The 17997-nt window shown below is 66.2% G+C and carries 16 protein-coding genes; 13 read left to right on the top strand and 3 right to left on the bottom strand.

Features of this window, described 5'->3' with window-relative positions; translation table 11 throughout:
* Positions 1–149: 149 nt before the first annotated feature.
* Together ACY3GB_RS03990 and ACY3GB_RS03985 are read left to right on the top strand one after the other, a co-directional pair.
* A complete protein-coding gene (locus tag ACY3GB_RS03990; protein WP_463087598.1) occupies positions 150–365 on the top strand; it encodes a hypothetical protein in 216 nt (71 codons plus the stop codon).
* A 232-nt stretch (positions 366–597) separates the two neighbouring features.
* Positions 598–969: a DOPA 4,5-dioxygenase family protein gene (locus ACY3GB_RS03985; RefSeq protein ID WP_463087597.1), complete on the top strand. Its 372-nt coding sequence runs from the start codon at positions 598–600 to the stop codon at positions 967–969.
* Between the two features lie 57 nt (positions 970–1026).
* Here the strand turns inward: ACY3GB_RS03985 and ACY3GB_RS03980 are convergent, their stop codons facing one another.
* Together ACY3GB_RS03980 and ACY3GB_RS03975 are read right to left on the bottom strand one after the other, a co-directional pair.
* Positions 1027–2205, bottom strand: a complete 1179-nt coding sequence (locus ACY3GB_RS03980) for an acetyl-CoA C-acetyltransferase (protein ID WP_463087596.1) — start codon at positions 2203–2205, stop codon at positions 1027–1029.
* 69 nt (positions 2206–2274) lie between these two features.
* Complete coding sequence (locus ACY3GB_RS03975) at positions 2275–3981, bottom strand: PHA/PHB synthase family protein (protein ID WP_463090915.1); 1707 nt, start codon at positions 3979–3981, stop codon at positions 2275–2277.
* A 329-nt stretch (positions 3982–4310) separates the two neighbouring features.
* Here ACY3GB_RS03975 and ACY3GB_RS03970 point away from each other — a divergent pair, with 329 nt between their 5' ends.
* The 3 genes from ACY3GB_RS03970 (at position 4311) to ACY3GB_RS03960 (ending at position 6590) form a co-directional block, all read left to right on the top strand.
* Positions 4311–4961: a fumarylacetoacetate hydrolase family protein gene (locus tag ACY3GB_RS03970; protein WP_463087595.1), complete on the top strand. Its 651-nt coding sequence runs from the start codon at positions 4311–4313 to the stop codon at positions 4959–4961.
* The gene (locus ACY3GB_RS03965) at positions 4961–5365 is read left to right on the top strand and encodes an RNA-binding S4 domain-containing protein (protein ID WP_463090914.1); all 405 of its coding nucleotides are present in this window, start codon (positions 4961–4963) and stop codon (positions 5363–5365) included. The genes ACY3GB_RS03970 and ACY3GB_RS03965 overlap by 1 nt, the downstream gene beginning before the upstream one ends.
* Before the next feature lie 64 nt (positions 5366–5429).
* Positions 5430–6590 (top strand): MFS transporter, encoded by a 1161-nt coding sequence (locus ACY3GB_RS03960; RefSeq protein ID WP_463087594.1) that lies wholly within the window; start codon positions 5430–5432, stop codon positions 6588–6590.
* Here ACY3GB_RS03960 and ACY3GB_RS03955 read toward each other — a convergent pair.
* Positions 6568–7341, bottom strand: a complete 774-nt coding sequence (locus ACY3GB_RS03955) for a helix-turn-helix transcriptional regulator (RefSeq protein ID WP_463087593.1) — start codon at positions 7339–7341, stop codon at positions 6568–6570. The genes ACY3GB_RS03960 and ACY3GB_RS03955 overlap by 23 nt on opposite strands.
* A gap of 101 nt (positions 7342–7442) precedes the next feature.
* On the opposite strand from ACY3GB_RS03955, the gene leuC reads away from it, so the two are divergent.
* From leuC to ACY3GB_RS03915, 8 genes are all read left to right on the top strand, one after another.
* A complete protein-coding gene (gene leuC / locus ACY3GB_RS03950) occupies positions 7443–8858 on the top strand; it encodes a 3-isopropylmalate dehydratase large subunit (protein WP_463087592.1) in 1416 nt (471 codons plus the stop codon).
* A gap of 111 nt (positions 8859–8969) precedes the next feature.
* The gene (locus ACY3GB_RS03945) at positions 8970–9155 is read left to right on the top strand and encodes an entericidin EcnAB (RefSeq protein WP_103902830.1); all 186 of its coding nucleotides are present in this window, start codon (positions 8970–8972) and stop codon (positions 9153–9155) included.
* A gap of 30 nt (positions 9156–9185) precedes the next feature.
* Positions 9186–9824 carry a 3-isopropylmalate dehydratase small subunit gene (gene leuD, locus ACY3GB_RS03940; protein WP_463087591.1) on the top strand — a complete coding sequence of 213 codons (639 nt, stop codon included), beginning with the start codon at positions 9186–9188 and terminating at the stop codon, positions 9822–9824.
* A gap of 114 nt (positions 9825–9938) precedes the next feature.
* Positions 9939–10334 (top strand): GFA family protein, encoded by a 396-nt coding sequence (locus tag ACY3GB_RS03935; RefSeq protein WP_463087590.1) that lies wholly within the window; start codon positions 9939–9941, stop codon positions 10332–10334.
* 49 nt (positions 10335–10383) lie between these two features.
* On the top strand, positions 10384–10965 hold the full coding sequence (locus tag ACY3GB_RS03930; protein WP_463087589.1) for a pyridoxamine 5'-phosphate oxidase family protein: 582 nt from the start codon (positions 10384–10386) through the stop codon (positions 10963–10965).
* 19 nt (positions 10966–10984) lie between these two features.
* Positions 10985–11284 carry a hypothetical protein gene (locus ACY3GB_RS03925; protein WP_463087588.1) on the top strand — a complete coding sequence of 100 codons (300 nt, stop codon included), beginning with the start codon at positions 10985–10987 and terminating at the stop codon, positions 11282–11284.
* 10 nt (positions 11285–11294) lie between these two features.
* Entirely contained in the window at positions 11295–12359 is a 1065-nt protein-coding gene (gene leuB / locus ACY3GB_RS03920; protein ID WP_463087587.1) for a 3-isopropylmalate dehydrogenase, read from the top strand.
* A 225-nt stretch (positions 12360–12584) separates the two neighbouring features.
* Positions 12585–17997, top strand: a 5413-nt coding sequence (locus ACY3GB_RS03915) for a DUF6531 domain-containing protein (protein WP_463087586.1), incomplete at its 3' end; no start/stop codon positions are given.

Genomic DNA, 17997 nt, shown 5'->3' with positions numbered 1-17997 from the left:
TTGTGTGCCTGTTAATAAGCAAGCCTTGGAATAGCGTAAAGGACATATTGTCAAATAGGCGATGTTGCGATCTGCTCTCCTTGGCGCATGCCCATGCCAATCAAAAGTAGAGAGAGGTCCGTTGCTGAAGGAGAATGGCGGATACGAAAATGAGCGGATCCGCTGCGGGGCAGGTCATCGGCTTTCTAAAGCGCGCCGTGCTCGGCGTGCCGATCAAGGAAGCATGCGGCCTGGGCGGTTTTTCCGAGGCCATCTTCTGCAAGCGGCGCAGCAGATGCGGCGGCATGTGTGTCATCGAGTTTCTGCGTGCCTGGGACCTGGAAGCTGAAAGCGCTCGTCTCAAGAAATGGCTGTCCGAGGCCTAGCTCGCCAGATTTCGCGACGGATCATTGCTGCCTGGAGAGATGGCGACAAGCTGATGGGCCTCCATGCCTCGATGGGCCGGATGCACCGGCCGCGTTTGCGGCCCGCTGAACGGCCAAGCGGCAGTACAATAGCATGCAGGCCCTGAGCTTCCATCCTCGCCGCTGTCATGGCTTGCGGGGATGGATCAGTTCGCGCGTGGGCATCGGGCAGCAACTGCGAGGGAGAATAAACATGCAACAGGCGATAACAGTGACGGGCTATCACGCCCATGTGTATTTCGACGAAAACAGCAAGACGCGCGCGAGTTGGCTCAGGGAGGCGGTGCAGCAGCATTTCGATGTCAGCGTGGGGCGGTGGCGCGACCAGGCGTACGGGCCGCATCCCTGCGGGGCGTACCAGCTGGCGTTCGACGTTGCGCAGTTCGGCGAGTTGGTGCCGTGGCTGATGTTGAACCGGGGCGAGCTGGATATCCTGGTGCACCCGCTCAGCGGCGACGATGTCGAGGACCACAGCGATTTCGCGATGTGGCTGGGGCAGCCGCTGGATTTGGACATCGCCTATCTGCGCGAACGGGGGCAGCGCAGGGATGGCGGCGGAAACTGAGGGAATAAAAAACCGCCGGCGAAGATCCGGCGGTTTTGATTTGACGGCGGGAGGCGCTTACGGGCGCTCAACCGCCAGCGCCACGCCCATGCCGCCGCCGATGCACAGCGTGGCCAGGCCCTTCTTGGCGCCGCGGCGCTGCATTTCGTGCAGCAGCGTCACCAGCACGCGGCAGCCGGACGCGCCGATCGGGTGGCCCAGCGCGATCGCGCCGCCATTGACGTTGACCTTGTCCGAACCCCAGCCCAGCTCTTTGGCCACGCCCAGCGCCTGGGCGGCGAAGGCTTCGTTGGCTTCCACCAGGTCCAGGTCTTCCACTTTCCAGCCGGCTTTGGAGAGCGCCTTGCGGGTGGCGGACACCGGGCCGATGCCCATGATTTCCGGCTCGCAGCCGGTCAGCGCGTAGCCCTTGATGACGGCCAGCGGCTTCAGGCCCAGCTGGTCGGCCTTCTGGGTGGACATCAGCAGCACGGCGGCGGCGCCGTCGTTGATGCCGGAGGCGTTGCCGGCGGTGACGGTGCCGTCTTTCTTGAAGGCCGCGCGCAGCTTGGCCAAGCCTTCGGCGCTGGCGTCATGCTTGATGAACTCGTCGGCGTCGAAGGCCAGCGGGTCGCCCTTGCGCTGCGGCACCAGCACCGGGACGATCTCGTCCTTGAACTTGCCGGCTTTCTGGGCTGCTGCGGCGCGCTGCTGGGATTGCAGCGAGAAGGCGTCCTGCTCTTCGCGGCCTATGCCGTATTTGGCGGCCACGTTCTCGGCGGTGATGCCCATGTGGTAGGCGTTGTAGGCGTCGGTCAGGCCGTCGTTGACCATGGTGTCCACCAGCTGGGCGTTGCCCATGCGGAAGCCGTCGCGGGAGCCCGGCAGGATGTGCGGGGACAGCGACATGCTCTCCTGGCCGCCGGCGATGACGATCTCGGCGTCGCCGGCCAGGATGGCCTGGGCCGCCAGATGCACGGCGCGCAGGCCGGAGCCGCACACCACGTTCAACGTGGTGGCCGGGGTGGTGACCGGCAGGCCGGCCTTGATCAGCGCCTGGCGGGCCGGATTCTGTCCGCTGCCGGCGGTGAGCACCTGGCCCAGGATCACTTCGCTGACGTCTTCCGGCTTGACGCCGGTTTTTTCCAGCAGCGCCTTGATCACGGCGGCGCCCAGCTCCGGCGCCGGAATCTTGGCCAGTCCGCCGCCGAAGCTGCCGATGGCGGTGCGTTGCGCGGCTACGATTGCTACTTCCATGTCTTTCTCCTTTTGCTTGCGGCCCGCCCGAAGGCGGGCCATGCGGCCCTGGAGGGCGTTTGAATAGGGTTATTGCAGGCTGGCGGCGACGGCGGGCATGGCCTTGGCCAGCACGTATTCGCCCGGCGCCGGCAGCAGCGGCGGAAGCTCCTTGCTGCCCAGGCTCTTGGGTGCGGCCACCTGCTTGCCGGATTGCGGCGCCAGCCAGGCGTCCCAGTCCTTCCACCAGCTGCCGGGGCGGCTCTCGGCGCCTTCCAGCCATTCTTCGGCGTGCAGCGGCAGCTTGTCGTTGGCCCAGTAGTTGCGCTTGTCCTTGGTCACCGGATTGATGGAGCCGGCGATGTGGCCGGACGCGCCGAGTACAAAGCGGCGGCTGGGCGCGCCGCCCAGGTATTTCAGGCCGGAGAAGGCGGAGCTCCACAGCACGATATGGTCGTCGCGCGCGGCGAACATGTAGACCGGTACGTCGATCTTGGAGATGTCGATGGGCACGCCGCACAGCGTGATCGCGCCCGGACGCACCAGCGCGTTGTTCATGTAGAACTGGCGCAGCAGGAAGGTGTGCATCGGCAGCGGCAGGTCCACCGCGTCATTGTTCCAGAACAGGAGGTCGAACGGCGCCGGGGTCTTGCCCAGCAGATAGTTGTTGACCACGTAGTTCCATACCAGATCGTTGGCGCGCAGGCTGGCGAAGGTGCGGCCGATCTCCTTGCCGCTGATGATGCCGCCGGCGGCCATCTTGGCTTCGCGGCCGGCGATGACGTTTTCGTCGATGAAGAAGGAGATCTCGCCCGGCTCGGCATGGTCGATCAGCGAGGTCATGAAGGTGGCGGAATCGAAGTATTTCAGTCCCTTGGCCTGGGCCACGCACAGCGCGGTGGTGAGGATGACCCCGCCCACACAGAAGCCGAGCACGTTCATCGTCGGCTGCTTGGTGATCTTCTGCACCGCTTCCGCCGCCTCGAACACGCCTTTCTCGATATAGGTTTCCCAGGTGAAGTGCCGCATCTCGGACACGGCCGAGCGCCAGCTGATCAGGAACACGCGGTAGCCCTGGGCGACGAAGTGGCGCACCATCGAGTTGTCTGGCTGCAGGTCCATCAGGTAGTACTTGTTGATGCACGGCGGGATGAACAGCAACGGTTTTTCGTACACCTTGTCGGTGGTGGGGGTGTACTGGATCAGTTCGATCAGCTCGTTGCGGAACACCACCTGGCCCGGCGTGACCACCAGGTTCTTGCCGATCTCGAACTTGCTTTCGTCCGACATCGAGATGTGGCCCTTCTGGATGTCGTCCAGCATGTTCTTCATGCCTTCGACCAGGCTTTCGCCCTTGGTCTCGATCGCGCGCTTGACCACATCCGGGTTGGTCAGCATGAAGTTGCTGGGCGACATCGCGTCCAGGTACTGGCGGGTGGCGAAAGCCAGCTTGTCCTTGGCGTCCTCGTCGAGCTGGGTCTTGTCCACCAGCTCCATCATCCATTTGGAGGTTTGCAGATAGCTCTGCTTGAGGAAGTTGTAGAACGGGTGCTCGTTCCATTCCGGCGACGCGAAGCGGCGGTCGGCGGGCTTGGCACCCGGCTCGGCCGGGGCATGCTGGCCGGAGGTCTGGCCGAGGAACTGCGACCACAGGTTGATTTGTTGCTGGTATAGCGAGGACTGCAGGGCGAACAGCTGATTGGTCTGATTCATCAGCTGGGACCAGGCACCGGAGAACGGATGGTTTTCGGCGCCGGGGGCGTAGGCCGGCGACAGTGAGTTGACGAACTGCTGCATCCATTGCTGGTTGGCCTCGGAGAGGCTGGTGAAGAAACCTTCCAGCGCGGCGGTACTATTCTGGGACAAGATGAATCTCCTGAAACGTGCAAATCGTTGTCGAAGCCTGTCTGAATGTCTGGACTGCATGGTCAAGCGGATGTCCCTGCGACTTTAACAGGGTTGCATGACATTTTCACGCCGTCCGGCGGCGAAATCCGCCATAAGGCGGGCGCGGGGCGCAGTTTGTTGCTGCGATGCACAAACCGTCATAAAACACAAGGCGTTTCGCGGTATGGGTTTGACATCGCTTGTGGGATAATCGACTTCGAAATTCAGGGGGAATTGCAATGTCGAGTGTAAAACTTGGCTTACACGCCGTCCGCGTCGGCAATATTTTCTGCATCGGCCGAAATTACGCCGCGCACGCCGCCGAGCTGGGCAACAAGGTGGAAGATGAGCCACTGGTGTTTCTGAAGCCCACGTCGGCGCTGCAGGACGAGTCCTCGCCCATTCGCCTGCCGGCCTATTCCGAAGACGTTCATCACGAGTGCGAGCTGGTGGCGCTGATAGGCAAGGGCGGAAACGACATTCCGCCGGACGCGGCGCTGAGCCATGTGGCGGGCTACGGCATTGGCCTGGATCTGACCGCGCGCGACGCGCAGGTGGAGGCCAAGCGCAAGGGCCATCCATGGACCAAGGCCAAGGGTTTTCGCGGCGCGGCCTGCGTGTCCACGCTGGTGCCGGCGGCCCGGGTGGCGGACCCGCAGCGGCTGAAGTTCGAATTGCGGGTCAACGGCCAGCTGCGCCAGAGCGGCGACGCCGGCCTGATGCTGTTCACGCTGGCGGAACAGATCAGCTATCTGTCCAGGCTTTACGGCCTGTCCGACGGCGACCTGATCTTCACCGGCACGCCGGATGGCGTGGCGCGCATCGTGTCCGGCGATGAATTGGACCTCAGCCTGCATGGGCAGGTGTCGGCGCATTGGAAGGTTGAATGATGGCAAGGCAGGAAGAACGGGACGACGACAAGGTGCGTCTCGACAAATGGCTGTGGGCGGCGCGCTTCTTCAAGACGCGCCAGCTGGCGCACGAGGCGCTGGAGCTGGGCCGGGTGCTGGTCAACGGCGACCGGGTCAAGGCCTCTCGGGTGGTGACGGAGGGCGACAGGCTGCTGTTGCGCCTGAATCAGCTGGAGTACAACGTGGAGGTGCTGCAGCTCTCCACTCAGCGCCGGCCGGCCAAGGAGGCGGCGCTGATGTACCGCGAGGACGAGGCGTCCATCGCCGCCCGCGAGGAACGATCGCTGCTGCTGAAGGCCGAGCACGCCAGCTTCCCGCATGGCGACGGCCGACCCACCAAGAAGGCCCGCCGCGAGATATCCCGCTTCAAATCGTCGTTTTAGCCGCCATCGCGGCGTCGGCCCGGCGCCGTAGGGCGCCCGGCATCGAACCTTCAGAAAGATGACCATGCAGTCGTTGTGGCCGTTCGCTTCGTTCTATTTCACCTATTTCACCTTCCAGGGCATGTTCAGCCCGTTCTGGGGCCTGTATCTGCAGTCGCTGTCGTTCAGCGCTTGGCAGATCTCGGTGCTGATGGCGCTGTCCACGCTGGCGCGGATCGTCGCGCCGGGCTTCTGGGGCTGGCTGGCGGACCGAAGCGGCCGCCGGCGCAACATCATCGTCACCACTTCCGTCCTGTCGGCCGCCAGTTTCTGCCTGGTGGGCTTGCATGACGGCTTCTGGTGGATCTTCGTCAGCCTGGCGGTGTCTCATTTCTTCTGGGCCGCCGCCTTGCCCTTGGTCGAGGCCAGCACCGCCTACCTGACGCGCGACAATCCCGGCCGCTACAGCCGGGTGCGGGTATGGGGGTCGATCGGCTTCGTCTGCCTGGCGATGAGCGGCGGCTATCTGCTGGACTGGCTGGGCATCGCGGCGACGCCGTGGATCGTCTCGGCGCTGCTGGCCGGCGTGGCGCTGGCCGCGTTCAAGGTGCCGGAGGTGGTGCCGCAGGACAAGCCCAAGCCGGCCGGGCCGATCTGGGACACGCTGAAGAAGCCGGCGGTGATGGCGCTGTTCGCTTGCTGCTTTCTGCAGGCCTTCGCCCATGGCCCTTACTACACTTTCTATTCGCTGGGCTTGAAGGCCTTCGGCTACGACAAGGCGGCTGTCGGCGCGCTGTGGGCGCTGGGCGTGGTGTTCGAGGTGGGCGTCTTCATGCTGATGCCGCGCATCATGCGCCGTTTCGGGCTGGAAGCATTGATGCTGGCGTCGCTATCGGCGGCGGTGCTGCGTTTCGGCCTGATCGCTACCTGCCTGGCCTCGCCGGCGGTGGCCGCCTTCGCCCAGGCCTTGCACGCGCTGACCTACGCCTTGCACCACGCGTCGGCCATCGGCCTGATCAACCGCATGTTCGCCGAGCAGCACCACGGCCGCGCGCAGGGCTTGTACATCGTCGCGTCCTTCGGCGTCGGCGGCAGCGGCGGCGGCCTGATCGGCGGGCTGGTGTGGCCGCATGGCGGCGTGATGCCGACCTTCGCGATGTCGGCCGTGGCGGCCTTGATCGGCGTGCTGGTGTGCCTGCGCTGGCTGCGGCCGGCCGGCAAGCTCAGAGCAGCATCACCAGTTTGAATTCCGGCGCGTTGGCCGGCCGCAGCGTGATTTGCTGTTTCTGCAGGCGGCCGAGGCGAGGGTGGTTGAAGCCGCGCTCGCCGCCTTCGCGCTCGAGCACGTCCTGCTGCTGCCACAGCCGGTCGAACTCGGGGCTTTCGCGGCGCAGTTTCTCCAGCATGCCCGCGGTTTCCGCGTCATCCAGTTGCTGGCCCAGGTCGGCGCGCAGCTCGGCGACCACGCGCCGGGCCCGTTCCGGCCAGTTGTCGATGAAGCCGCGGGATTCCGGCATCAGGAAAATGAAGTCCAACTGATCGCGGCTGGCGTCCGGCCGGCCCAGCCAGTCGCAGAACAGTTCTTCGGCCGCCCGGTTCCAGGCCACCGCGCGCCAGCGGCGGTCCAGCACGTAAGCCGGCATGTCGATGCGCGGCAACATCTTCTCCAGTATCTCCCGCGCCTGCGGATTGGCTTCGGCGCGCTTCTCCTGCGGGTTCTTCAAGCCAGCCAGATCAAACAGGTAGTCGGTTTCCGCGCCGGACAGCTGCAGCGCGGCGGCGAGGCGGCCCAGCGTATGCGCGGACACCGATTCGCTGCGGCCCTGTTCCAGCCAGGTGAGCCAGGTGGCGCTGATGCCGGCCAGCTGCGCCACTTCCTCGCGGCGCAAGCCTTTGGCGCGGCGGCGCAATCCGGCGGGCAGGCCGGCCTGCTGCGGCGTCAGTCGCTCGCGGTGGGCGCGCAGGAAGGCGCCCAATGGCGTGGCGGCGGTATCCATGGTCTTATCCTGTTGGTTTTTATACCAGTATAACTGCTTATCTTGTAACAGGATCAAAGCTGTTCGAATATGCAGTCAACGATGACCCGAGGAACCGCAACATGACCGCGCAAACCTTGTACGACAAACTTTGGAACAGCCACGTGGTGCGCGAGGAGGCCGACGGCACCGCGCTGCTGTACATCGACCGCCACCTGGTGCACGAAGTGACCAGCCCGCAAGCCTTCGAAGGGCTGAAGCTGGCCGGGCGCAAGCTGTGGCGCGTCGATTCCGTGGTATCCACCGCCGACCACAACACGCCGACCGATCATTGGGATCAGGGCATCAAGGACCCGATCTCGCGCCAGCAGGTGGAAACGCTGGACGCCAACATCAAGGCCTTTGGCGCGCTGGCTTACTTCCCGTTCAAGGACAAGGGCCAGGGCATCGTCCACGTGATGGGCCCGGAGCAGGGCGCCACGCTGCCCGGCATGACGGTGGTGTGCGGCGACAGCCACACCTCCACTCACGGCGCTTTCGGCGCGCTGGCCCACGGCATCGGCACCTCCGAGGTCGAGCATGTGATGGCCACCCAGTGCCTGACGGCCAAGAAATCCAAAAACATGCTGGTGAGAGTGGACGGCCAGCTGGGCGCCGGCGTCACCGCCAAGGATGTGGCGCTGGCGATCATCGGCAAGATCGGCACCGCCGGCGGCACCGGCTACGCCATCGAGTTCGGCGGCGAGGCGATCCGCGGCTTGAGCATGGAAGGGCGGATGACGCTGTGCAATATGGCGATCGAGGGTGGCGCGCGTTCCGGCCTGGTGGCGGTGGATGACAAGACCATCGACTACGTCAAGGGGCGGCCATACGCGCCCAAGGCCGAGCAGTGGGAGCAGGCCGTCGCCTACTGGCGCACACTGCATTCCGACGACGGCGCGCATTTCGACGAAGTGGTCGTCCTGCAGGCCGCCGACATTCAGCCGCAGGTCACCTGGGGCACCTCTCCGGAAATGGTGACGGCGGTGGGCGGCAAGGTGCCGAACCCCGCCAATGAAAGCGATCCGGTGAAGAAGGCCGGCATCGAGCGCGCGCTGGCGTATATGGGACTGGAGGCGGATACGCCGATAGACCAGATTCCGGTGGACGTGGTGTTCATCGGCTCCTGTACCAACAGCCGCATCGAAGATCTGCGCGAGGCGGCCGCGGTGGCCAGGGGCCGCCGCAAGGCCGGCAGCGTCAAGCAGGTGCTGGTGGTGCCGGGCTCCGGCCTGGTCAAGGCGCAGGCCGAGGCCGAGGGGCTGGACAAGATTTTCGTCGCCGCCGGTTTCGAGTGGCGCGAGCCGGGGTGTTCGATGTGCCTGGCGATGAATGCCGACCGGCTGCTGCCGGGCGAGCGTTGCGCCTCCACCTCCAATCGCAACTTCGAAGGCCGCCAGGGCCAGGGCGGACGCACCCACCTGGTGAGCCCGGCGATGGCGGCGGCGGCGGCGGTGGCCGGCCATTTTGTCGACGTGCGCGGCCTGGCCGCCAACTGAGCGCAATCGGACGCCCGTTCGGGGCAGAGGTCTGACGAAAACGCCGGGATTGCTTAGAATGTCCCTTTGTCAGACCGGCGGCCCGGCCGCCACCCGAATGGAGCGCATCACATGAAAAAAGAGATGGTTTGTCTGAGCCTGGCCCTGCTGCTGGGCGGCTGCAACACCGTGCAAGGCATCAAAACCGACGCCAAGGAAGGCGGGCAGGCGGTGGGCCACGGACTGCAGAAGGCTGGACAGGCGATCGGCAATGCGGTGGAAAAAGGCGGGGAAGCGATCAAACGCACCGCCGAGTAACCCCGCGCCATCCTGAACAGGGAGCGCAATATGAAAGCATTCACCACTTTGCAGGGGCTGGTCTGCCCGCTGGACCGGGCCAACGTCGACACCGACGCGATCATCCCCAAGCAGTTCCTGAAGTCGATCAAGCGGTCCGGCTTCGGCCCCAATTTGTTCGACGAATGGCGCTACCTGGACCACGGCGAACCGGGCATGGACAACAGCCAGCGTCCGCTCAACCCTGACTTCGTGCTGAACCAGCCGCGCTACCAGGGCGCGCAGATCCTGCTGGCGCGCGAGAACTTCGGCTGCGGCTCCAGCCGCGAGCACGCGCCGTGGGCGCTGGACGACCAGGGCTTCCGCGTAGTGATCGCGCCCAGCTTCGCCGACATCTTCTTCAACAATTGCTACAAGAACGGCTTGTTGCCCATCGTGCTGGCGGCGGATATCGTGGACCAGTTGTTCCGCGAGTGCGAGCAGTCGCCGGGCTACAGCCTGAAGGTGGATCTGGCGGCGCAGACCGTGTTCGCCCCGTCAGGCCAGGCCTTCCTGTTCGATATCACCGAGCATCGCAAGCACTGCCTGCTGGGCGGCCTGGACGAAATCGGCCTGACCTTGCAACATGCCGACGAGATCAAGGCTTTCGAGGCGAAGCGCCGCGCGGCGCAGCCCTGGCTGTTTGCCTGAAAAGCGTATCGCTGTCCGGCCGCCTGCCTGCGGAATAGGCAAGCATCCGCGTGAAGGGGCACCCAGCGAAGGCGCCGCTTCAACCCAATATCAGCTACTGGAAGAGAGCGTCCCATGCCCAATCGCCTTGCCGCATGCAGCTGCGGCCAGCTTACCGCCCAAGTCGCAAGTGACCCGGTACGCGTCTCCATCTGCCACTGTCTGGCCTGCCAGCGCCGCACCGGCAGCGTCTTTGGCCAGCAGGCCAGGTTCTACCGCAAGGACGTTGCCATTGCCGGCGATTCCACCGTCTACGTCCGCGTGGGCGACGAAGGCTCCCGCGTCAAATTCCACTTTTGCCCGGTTTGCGGCGCCACCGTGTACTACGAGCCGGAAGGGCTGGAAGAGTTTGTGGCGATACCGGTGGGCGCATTTGCCGACCCCGGCTTTCCTCCGCCCAGCGTGTCGGTTTATGAGGACAGGAAGCATGGCTGGGTGGCGGTGCCGGAGAACGCGGAGCATTTTGCGTAAGACAAGCATGTCCGCCAACAGGGCGGTTCATTGTTGAGGGAGGCCCGGCATGGGGCAGCGTTACCAGGAATTGCAAGACTCGCACCGCGAGTTCATCGCCGGGCAAAAGCTGTTTTTTGTCGCCACCGCCATGGCGGACGGCCATGTCAATCTGTCGCCCAAGGGCATGGACTCGCTGCGGGTGTTGGGGCCGAATCGGGTGGCCTGGCTGAACGTCACCGGCAGCGGCAACGAGACCGCCTGCCATGTCGAGCATAGCCCGCGCATGACCTTGATGTTCTGCGCGTTTGAAGGCAAGCCGCTGATCCTGCGCCTGTATGGCCAGGCGCGGGCGGTCCATCAAGGCGATGCCGACTGGGACAGCTGTTATGGCCTGTTCAATCGCTTGCCGGGCGCGCGCCAGATATTCTTGCTGAACGTGGAGCTGGTGCAGGCCTCTTGCGGCATGGCTGTGCCTTGCTATCAATACCAGGGCGAGCGGGAGCAATTGAACGCTTGGGCCCGCGCCAAGGGCGAGCCGGGCATCCGCGACTACTGGCGAAACCGGAACGGCGTCAGCCTGGATGGCCTGCCGACCGGCATCGTCGAAAAAAGCGGCATGCTCCAGCTGGACAAGGCGGGACAGGAATGAAAGCGGAAGGTGGATCGCCATGAGCGGCCGCGGCTGGCTGGCCTGGCTGCATCGCCGCCCGCTGGCGGCCTTCCTGCTGCTGGGCCTGAGTTTTCTGCTGTTCGGCGCCGCCACCGTCAACCTGGCGCTGTTGTTGCAGCTCAATCTCAAGCTGTGGCTGGATGCGGGCTGGCAGGCGGCGATGGACGGCGCGTTACGCCAGCTGGGAGAACTGCTGCTGTCCGGCTATGCCGCGATGGCGGCTTATATCGTATTCAAATGTTGCGAACGGGCGCTGGTGGAGCGGCTGACCCGGCGCGACGACGACAAGCGGAAATAAAGGAGCATTCATGAAGATCGCCATCCTGCCGGGAGACGGCATCGGTCCGGAAATCATTGCCCAAGCCGAGCGCGTGCTGGACGTGTTGCGTCGCGACGGTTTGAAGATTGAAACCGAACACGCGCCGCTGGGCGGCGCCGCCTACGACCAGTACGGCGCGCCGTATCCGGAAGCCACGCAGAAGCTGGCGCGCGAAGCGGACGCGGTGCTGCTGGGCGCGGTGGGCGGCCCGGCTTACGACAAGCTGGATCGTCCGCTGCGCCCCGAGCGCGGCCTCTTGGCCATTCGCAAGGACCTGGGCCTGTTCGCCAATCTGCGGCCGGCCATCCTGTACCCCGAGCTGGCCAACGCCTCCACGCTGAAGCCGGAGGTGGTGGCGGGGCTGGACATCATGATCGTGCGCGAACTGACCGGCGACATCTACTTCGGCCAGCCGCGCGGCATCGCCGTCAACGAACTGGGCGAGCGCGAGGCCTACAACACCATGCGCTATAGCGAGAGCGAAGTGCGGCGCATCGCCCATGTCGCCTTCGGTATCGCCATGAAGCGCAATAAAAAGCTCTGTTCGGTGGACAAGGCCAATGTGCTGGAAACCACCGAGTTCTGGAAGGAAATCATGATAGACGTGGCGCGAGAATATCCGCAGGTGGAGCTCAGCCACATGTACGTCGACAACGCCGCGATGCAGCTGGTGCGCAATCCCAAGCAGTTCGACGTGATGGTCACCGGCAACATCTTCGGCGACATCCTATCCGACGAAGCCTCCATGCTGACCGGCTCCATCGGCATGCTGCCGTCCGCCTCGCTGGACCAGAACAACAAAGGCCTTTACGAGCCCAGCCACGGCTCGGCGCCGGATATTGCCGGCCAGAACCTGGCCAATCCGCTGGCCACCATCCTTTCCGCCGCGATGATGCTGCGCTACAGCTTCGGCCAGGAAGCCGCCGCCCTGCGCGTCGAGGGCGCGGTGAAGAAGGTGCTGGCCCGGGGCTATCGCACCGCCGACATCTACGAAGCAGGCTGCGAGAAGGTCAGCTGCTCCGGCATGGGCGACGCGGTGGTGGCGGCGATGTGACGCTGTTTGTCCGCTGATTGACGCGCGTGGCGCGATCTGGTTAAGGATCGCGCCATTTTTTATGTAGATAGTTCATTGTTGATTGTTGACTTAAGGTGCTGATTTCAAAGAGAAGTGTAATTTATTGATCGAATGCGAATAAAATATTTTCGCTTTTCGCTAAACTTTCGCCGCAAACTCAGGATAAGGCTGTTCGACATAACAGACTTTTGATGGGGTGGCGGTATGGTTGCAGTGGTAGCGGGAACGGGACTGGGTCTGCGCAATGGATCACTGGCGGCGCTGGGCGCGCCAGGCCAGCTGGGCGCGGCGGCGTTCGGCCGCGGCGGCGAGCGGGTCTACGTCAACGCCGGCAACGGCAACCTGATCCTGCAGCACCAGGACGAGTTCCTGGCCGGCGGCCTGCCGCTGGGCCTGATCCGCACCTACAACAGCCAGGGCCAGGGCGGCGACGCCGGCAACTGGCGGCTGGGCTACAGCCGCCAGCTGAGCGCCCTGTCCGGCGCGCTGAACACGGCGGGCTGCAGCGTCCACCGTATCGCCGAGGACGGCAGCGACACCCTGTACGCCTATGACGCCGGGCGCGGGCTGTATGTGTCGCAGCGCAGCGATGGCGGCGCCGACGACACCTTGCGCGGCGACGCGCAAGGCTGGACCTGGACCGACGGCGCCAGCCAGGCGCAGGAGCGCTACGACGCTGGCGGCCGGCTGCAGCAAACCCGGGACCGGGACGGCCAGACGGTGGACGTCGGCTACGACGGCGCCGGCCGCATCGTCAGCCTGAAGCGCGCCGGCGGCGAAGCATTGTTTGTCGACTACGACGCCCAGGGCCAGCTCAGCCAGCTGCGCACGGTGTACCTGAAGGACGGCCAGAGCCAGACGCTGACCCGCACCCGCTACGGCTACGACGCCCAGGGCCGTTTGAGCAGCGTCGCCACCGATCTCACGCCCGACGACAACAGCGTGGCCGACGGCCAGGTCTACACCACCCGCTATCTCTACGACGGCGCCAGCCGCCGGGTGGCCAGCCTGCAGCAGAGCGACGGCAGCCGGCTGGACTTCACTTACGTCCAGGTCGGGGCCGACTACCGGATCCAGACCGTCAGCGACGTGCGCGACGGCCAGACGCTGACCACCCGCTTCGACTACGACGCCGGCGGCGGCCGCACCACCGTCACCGACGCCGCCAACCAGGCGACCCAGCTCGAGTACGACAACGGCCAACTGCGGCGCGTCGCCGGCGGCGGGGTGGAGCAGCGCTTCGCCTACGACAGCCACGCCCGGGTCAGCGACGTCACCGACGGCCGCGGCCAGACCACCCACTACGACTACGACGCCGCCGGCAACCGCGTCGGCGCGCGCGACGCGCAGCAACGCCAGACTACCCGGCGCTACAACGCGCAGAACCAGCTCGTCAGCGAAACCGTCGCCGGCGTCGGCACCAGCCGCCGCCTCTACGACGCCAGCGGCCTGCGCCTGCGCTTCAGCATCAGCGCCGAAGGCCGGGTGGTGGAGCGCCGCTACGACGCCCAGGGCCGGGAAGTGAGCCGGCTGGCCTACCAGGGCGGCATCGCCGGCGCCGACGACACGACCGGCGAAGCCGACCTGCAAGCCTGGGCCGCCAAGCAGGACCCCAGCCGCATCGAACGGCTGGACACCGCCTACGACCTGCGCGGGCTGGCGGCGCAGACCACCCGCTACGCCGCGCTGGACGCCCAGGGCAACGGCGTGGCCGATGGCCGGCAAATCGTCACCCGCTACGTCTACGACGCCGCCGGCAATCTGCTGCAACAACTGGACGGCAGCGGCGCGGTGCGCGCCAGCTACCTGTACGACGGCCTCAACCGCGTGCTGCGCGCGGTGGACGGCAATCAGGTCGCCACCGTCACCGTCTACAACGACGCCCAGCGCCAGACCCGGGTCAGCCTCAGCAACGGCCTCACCACCGTCAGCAGCTACGACGCCGCCGGCCAGCTGATCGGCGCGCTGCAGCAGGATGCCGGCGGGGCGTTGGGCACGGCCAGCACCCGCTACAACGCCCAGGGCCTGCCGGTGAAGCTGACCGACGCCAACGGCGCCGTCACCTATCTGGTTTACGACGGCCTGGGCCGCAAGGTGGGCCAGATCGACAACGAAGGCGGCGTCACCGAATGGCGCTACAACGGCAACGGCCAGGTCACCGCGACGCTGCGCTACGCCAACCGGGTGAAGCTGGCGGCGCTGGCCGGCGACCCGGCGACGCTGCAACTGGCCGATCTGCGCCCGGCGGCCGACCCGGCGGGTGACCGCGTCGACTACCGGCTGTACGACAGCCTGGGCCGGCTCATCCAGACGATCGACGCCGAAGGCGGGGTCACCCGCCACCAGTACGACGCCGGCGACCGGCTCAGCGCCAGCACCCGCTACGCCAACCGGCTGTCCGCCGACCGTCTGGCGGCGCTGGCGCAGGCCAGCGGCGAACCGAACCCCGACGACGCCGCCAACCAGCCGGCGGCCGATCCGGCCAACGACCGCGTCAGCCGCGCCTTCTACGACGCCGATGGTCTGCTGCTCGGCCAGCTGGACGGCGAGGGCTACCTGACCGAAACCCGCTACGACGGCGCCGGCCACGCCGTCGACACCCTCCGCTACGCCGCGCGCGCCAACGCCGGCGACACCCTGGCGGCCATCCGTCCGGCCGCCAGCGCCGCCGACCAGCGCACGCGAACCCTGCACGACGGCGAAGGCCGCGTCGTCGGCCAAGTCGACGCCGAAGGCTACCTGACCGAGACCCTGTACGACAGCCAGGGCCGGGTCGCCCAGACCCTGCGCTACGCCCAGCGCGCCAACGCCGGCGACAGCCTGGCCCAGCTGCGTCCGGCGGCCGACCGCAACGACCGCAAGACGCTGCGGCAATACGACGACGCCGGCCAACTGATCCGCGAAGAGACGCAACCTAGCGGCCTGGTGACCACCTACCAATACGACGCGCAAGGCCATCTCACCGCCACCACCCGCAGCGCCGGCGCCGACAGCCGCAGCCAGCTGAGCCGCTACGACAGCCAGGGCCGGGCGATCCAGACCCTGGGCGGCGAAGGCGCGCAGGCGCTGGCCGCCCTCGGCAATGCCGCCACGGCGGCGCAGATCGACGCCGTCTGGTCGCGCTGGGGCACCCGCCACTACTACAACGCCGGCGGCCAACGCCTCGCCAGCCTGAGCCCCGACGGCCAGGGCGGCGCCGGCCGCCGCACCCTGTACTACTACGACGGCGCAGGACGGCTCAGCCACACCCTCAACAGCCTGGGCGAAGTCAGCGAAATCCGCTACAACGCCTTCGGCGAAGCCATCGACAGCCGCCGCTACGCCACCCGGCTGAGCGCCGAGCAGTTGGCCCGCCTCAACGGCGGCGCCCGCAACGACCTGGGGACCCTGGTCTCCGGTGTGCAGACCGTCGCCGACAGCGTCGAAACCAGCCAGTACAACCGCCTGGGCCAACGCGTCGCCGCCGGCGACAGCCTGAGCGCGGAGCGCGAGCGCTGGGACTACAACGCCTTCGGCGACGCCATCGGCCACCGGCTGCGGCTGGACGCCAACCGCAGCGCGCTGCAACGCAGCGCCTACGACCGCCGCGGCCTGGCCGTCGGCCAGACCGCCGACGCCGAAGGCCTGGGTTTGAGCACCCAGGCCCGCTACGACGCCTTCGGCCGGCTCACCGACAGCATCGACGCCAACGGCAACGTCCGCCATGTCGACTACGACAAGCTCGGCCGGCAGCTCGCCGCGCGCGACCCGCAAGGCGGCAGCCAAACCACCGCCTACGACGCCTTCGGCCGCACGCTGAGCCACACCGACGCGCTCGGCCACGTCACCGCCACCGTCTACGACGACGCCGCCGGCACGGTGACGATCACCCAGCCGGGCGGCATCCAGACCGTCAGCCAGCAGAACGCCTACGGCGAAACCGTCCAGCTGACCGACCCGCTGGGCCACGTCACCACCTACCAATACAACCGCGACGGCCAGCTGCTGTCCACCACCACCCCGGCCGGCGCGACCCGCAGCGGCTACGACAGCGCCGGCCAACTGGCCATCAGCACCGACATCCGCGGCGTCAAGACCGCCTACCAATACGACGCCGCCGGGCGCGCGCTCAGCCGCACCGTCGACCCCGACGGCCTGAAGCTGACCACGCAAACCCGTTACGACGCCCAGGGCCGCGTATTGCGGCAGACCGAGCCGGGCGGGCGGGTCACCGAAAGCCGCTACGACGCCAATGGCCGGCTGCAAGCCGTCATCGTCGACCCGGACGGGCTCAAGCTGACCACCGCCTACGACTACGACGCCCAGGGTCGGAAAGTGCGGGTCACCGAAGCGGCCGGCACCGCCCAGGCCAAAGTCACCGAATACGAATACGACGGCGCCGGGCGGCGCGTTCGCGAGACGGTCGATCCGCAGAAGCTGAGCCTGAGCACGCGCTACAGTTACGACGGCAACGGCAACGTCACCGCCAAGACCGACGCGGCGGGCCAGGTCATGCGCTATGTGTACGACGGCAACGACCGGCTGTACTACAGCATCGACCCGCTGGGGCAGGTGACGGAGCAGCGCTACGACGCGGCGGGGCATGTCACTGCCAGCGTGCGTTACGCGACGGCGATCAAGCTGGACGGATTAGACCAGGCGTCGAAGCTGTCGGATGTTGAGGCCCGGCTGAGCGCGACGGCGCAGGACCAGATTACGCGCACGGTGTACGACGCGGCGGGCCGTCAGAGCTACGTGGTGAACGCCGCCGGCGCGGTGACGCAGTATGAGTACGACGCGGCGGGCAATGTCACCGCCAGGCGCGAACTGGCCAACACTGTGCCGAACGGCGGCGGGGTGAAGATCAAGAACAAAGATGGCCAATGGCACGCCATCTCCAAAAATCTGAGCAATTTCAAAGTCGGCGACGTGGTAACTGCGACCGTGCGCTTCAAGGCGCCGGTGGGGTTGATTGGCCAGATGCAGCTCGGTAATCCCCTGTCTGCCTTTGACAACGCCGTCGTAGTGGCGCAGCCCGGCAATGGCGGGTGGCAGACGCTGACGTTGACGCATCAGATGACGGGTCATGATGACACTATGTTGGTGTACCTCTACAACATGGTGGGCCAGAGCGACGCAAATGCGGGCGTGGTGTATGACAATCTGCGCGTCAGCAGCGTGCAGCGCGGAGAGGTGTTGTCGGAAACCTTCACGCATTTTGATGGCGTGACTCAGGGTTGGGATGTTAGCGCGGATATCCAGGAGGAGCAGAGCACGCTGTCGCAAGTGGGTAGCCAGGAGCAGCTGGCGGCCTTCCTGCCGACGCTGCAGGATTCGGCGCGCGATCGGGTCACGCGTTACGTTTACGACGCGGCGGGCCGGCAGCGTTACAGCGTAGATCCGTTGGGGCAAGTGACGGAGCGCAAGTACGATGCCGCCGGACAAGTGGTAGAAGAGAAACGCTACGATCAAAGCGTGTCGCTGTCGGCGCAGCCGAGCGAGGCGGAACTGCAGGCTGCGCTGGCGCCCAGCCGCTCACTCGATCTGGCCGGCAGCAGCGGCACGGCCGGGGTGATGGAGAACGGCCAGCTGAAGCTGATCGGCAAACCGGAAGCCGGCGGCTCCTGGGCGGGGATGA

The organism is Chromobacterium sp. Ag138, assembly GCF_055181315.1.
This window is presented reverse-complemented; position numbering and strand designations above follow the sequence as displayed.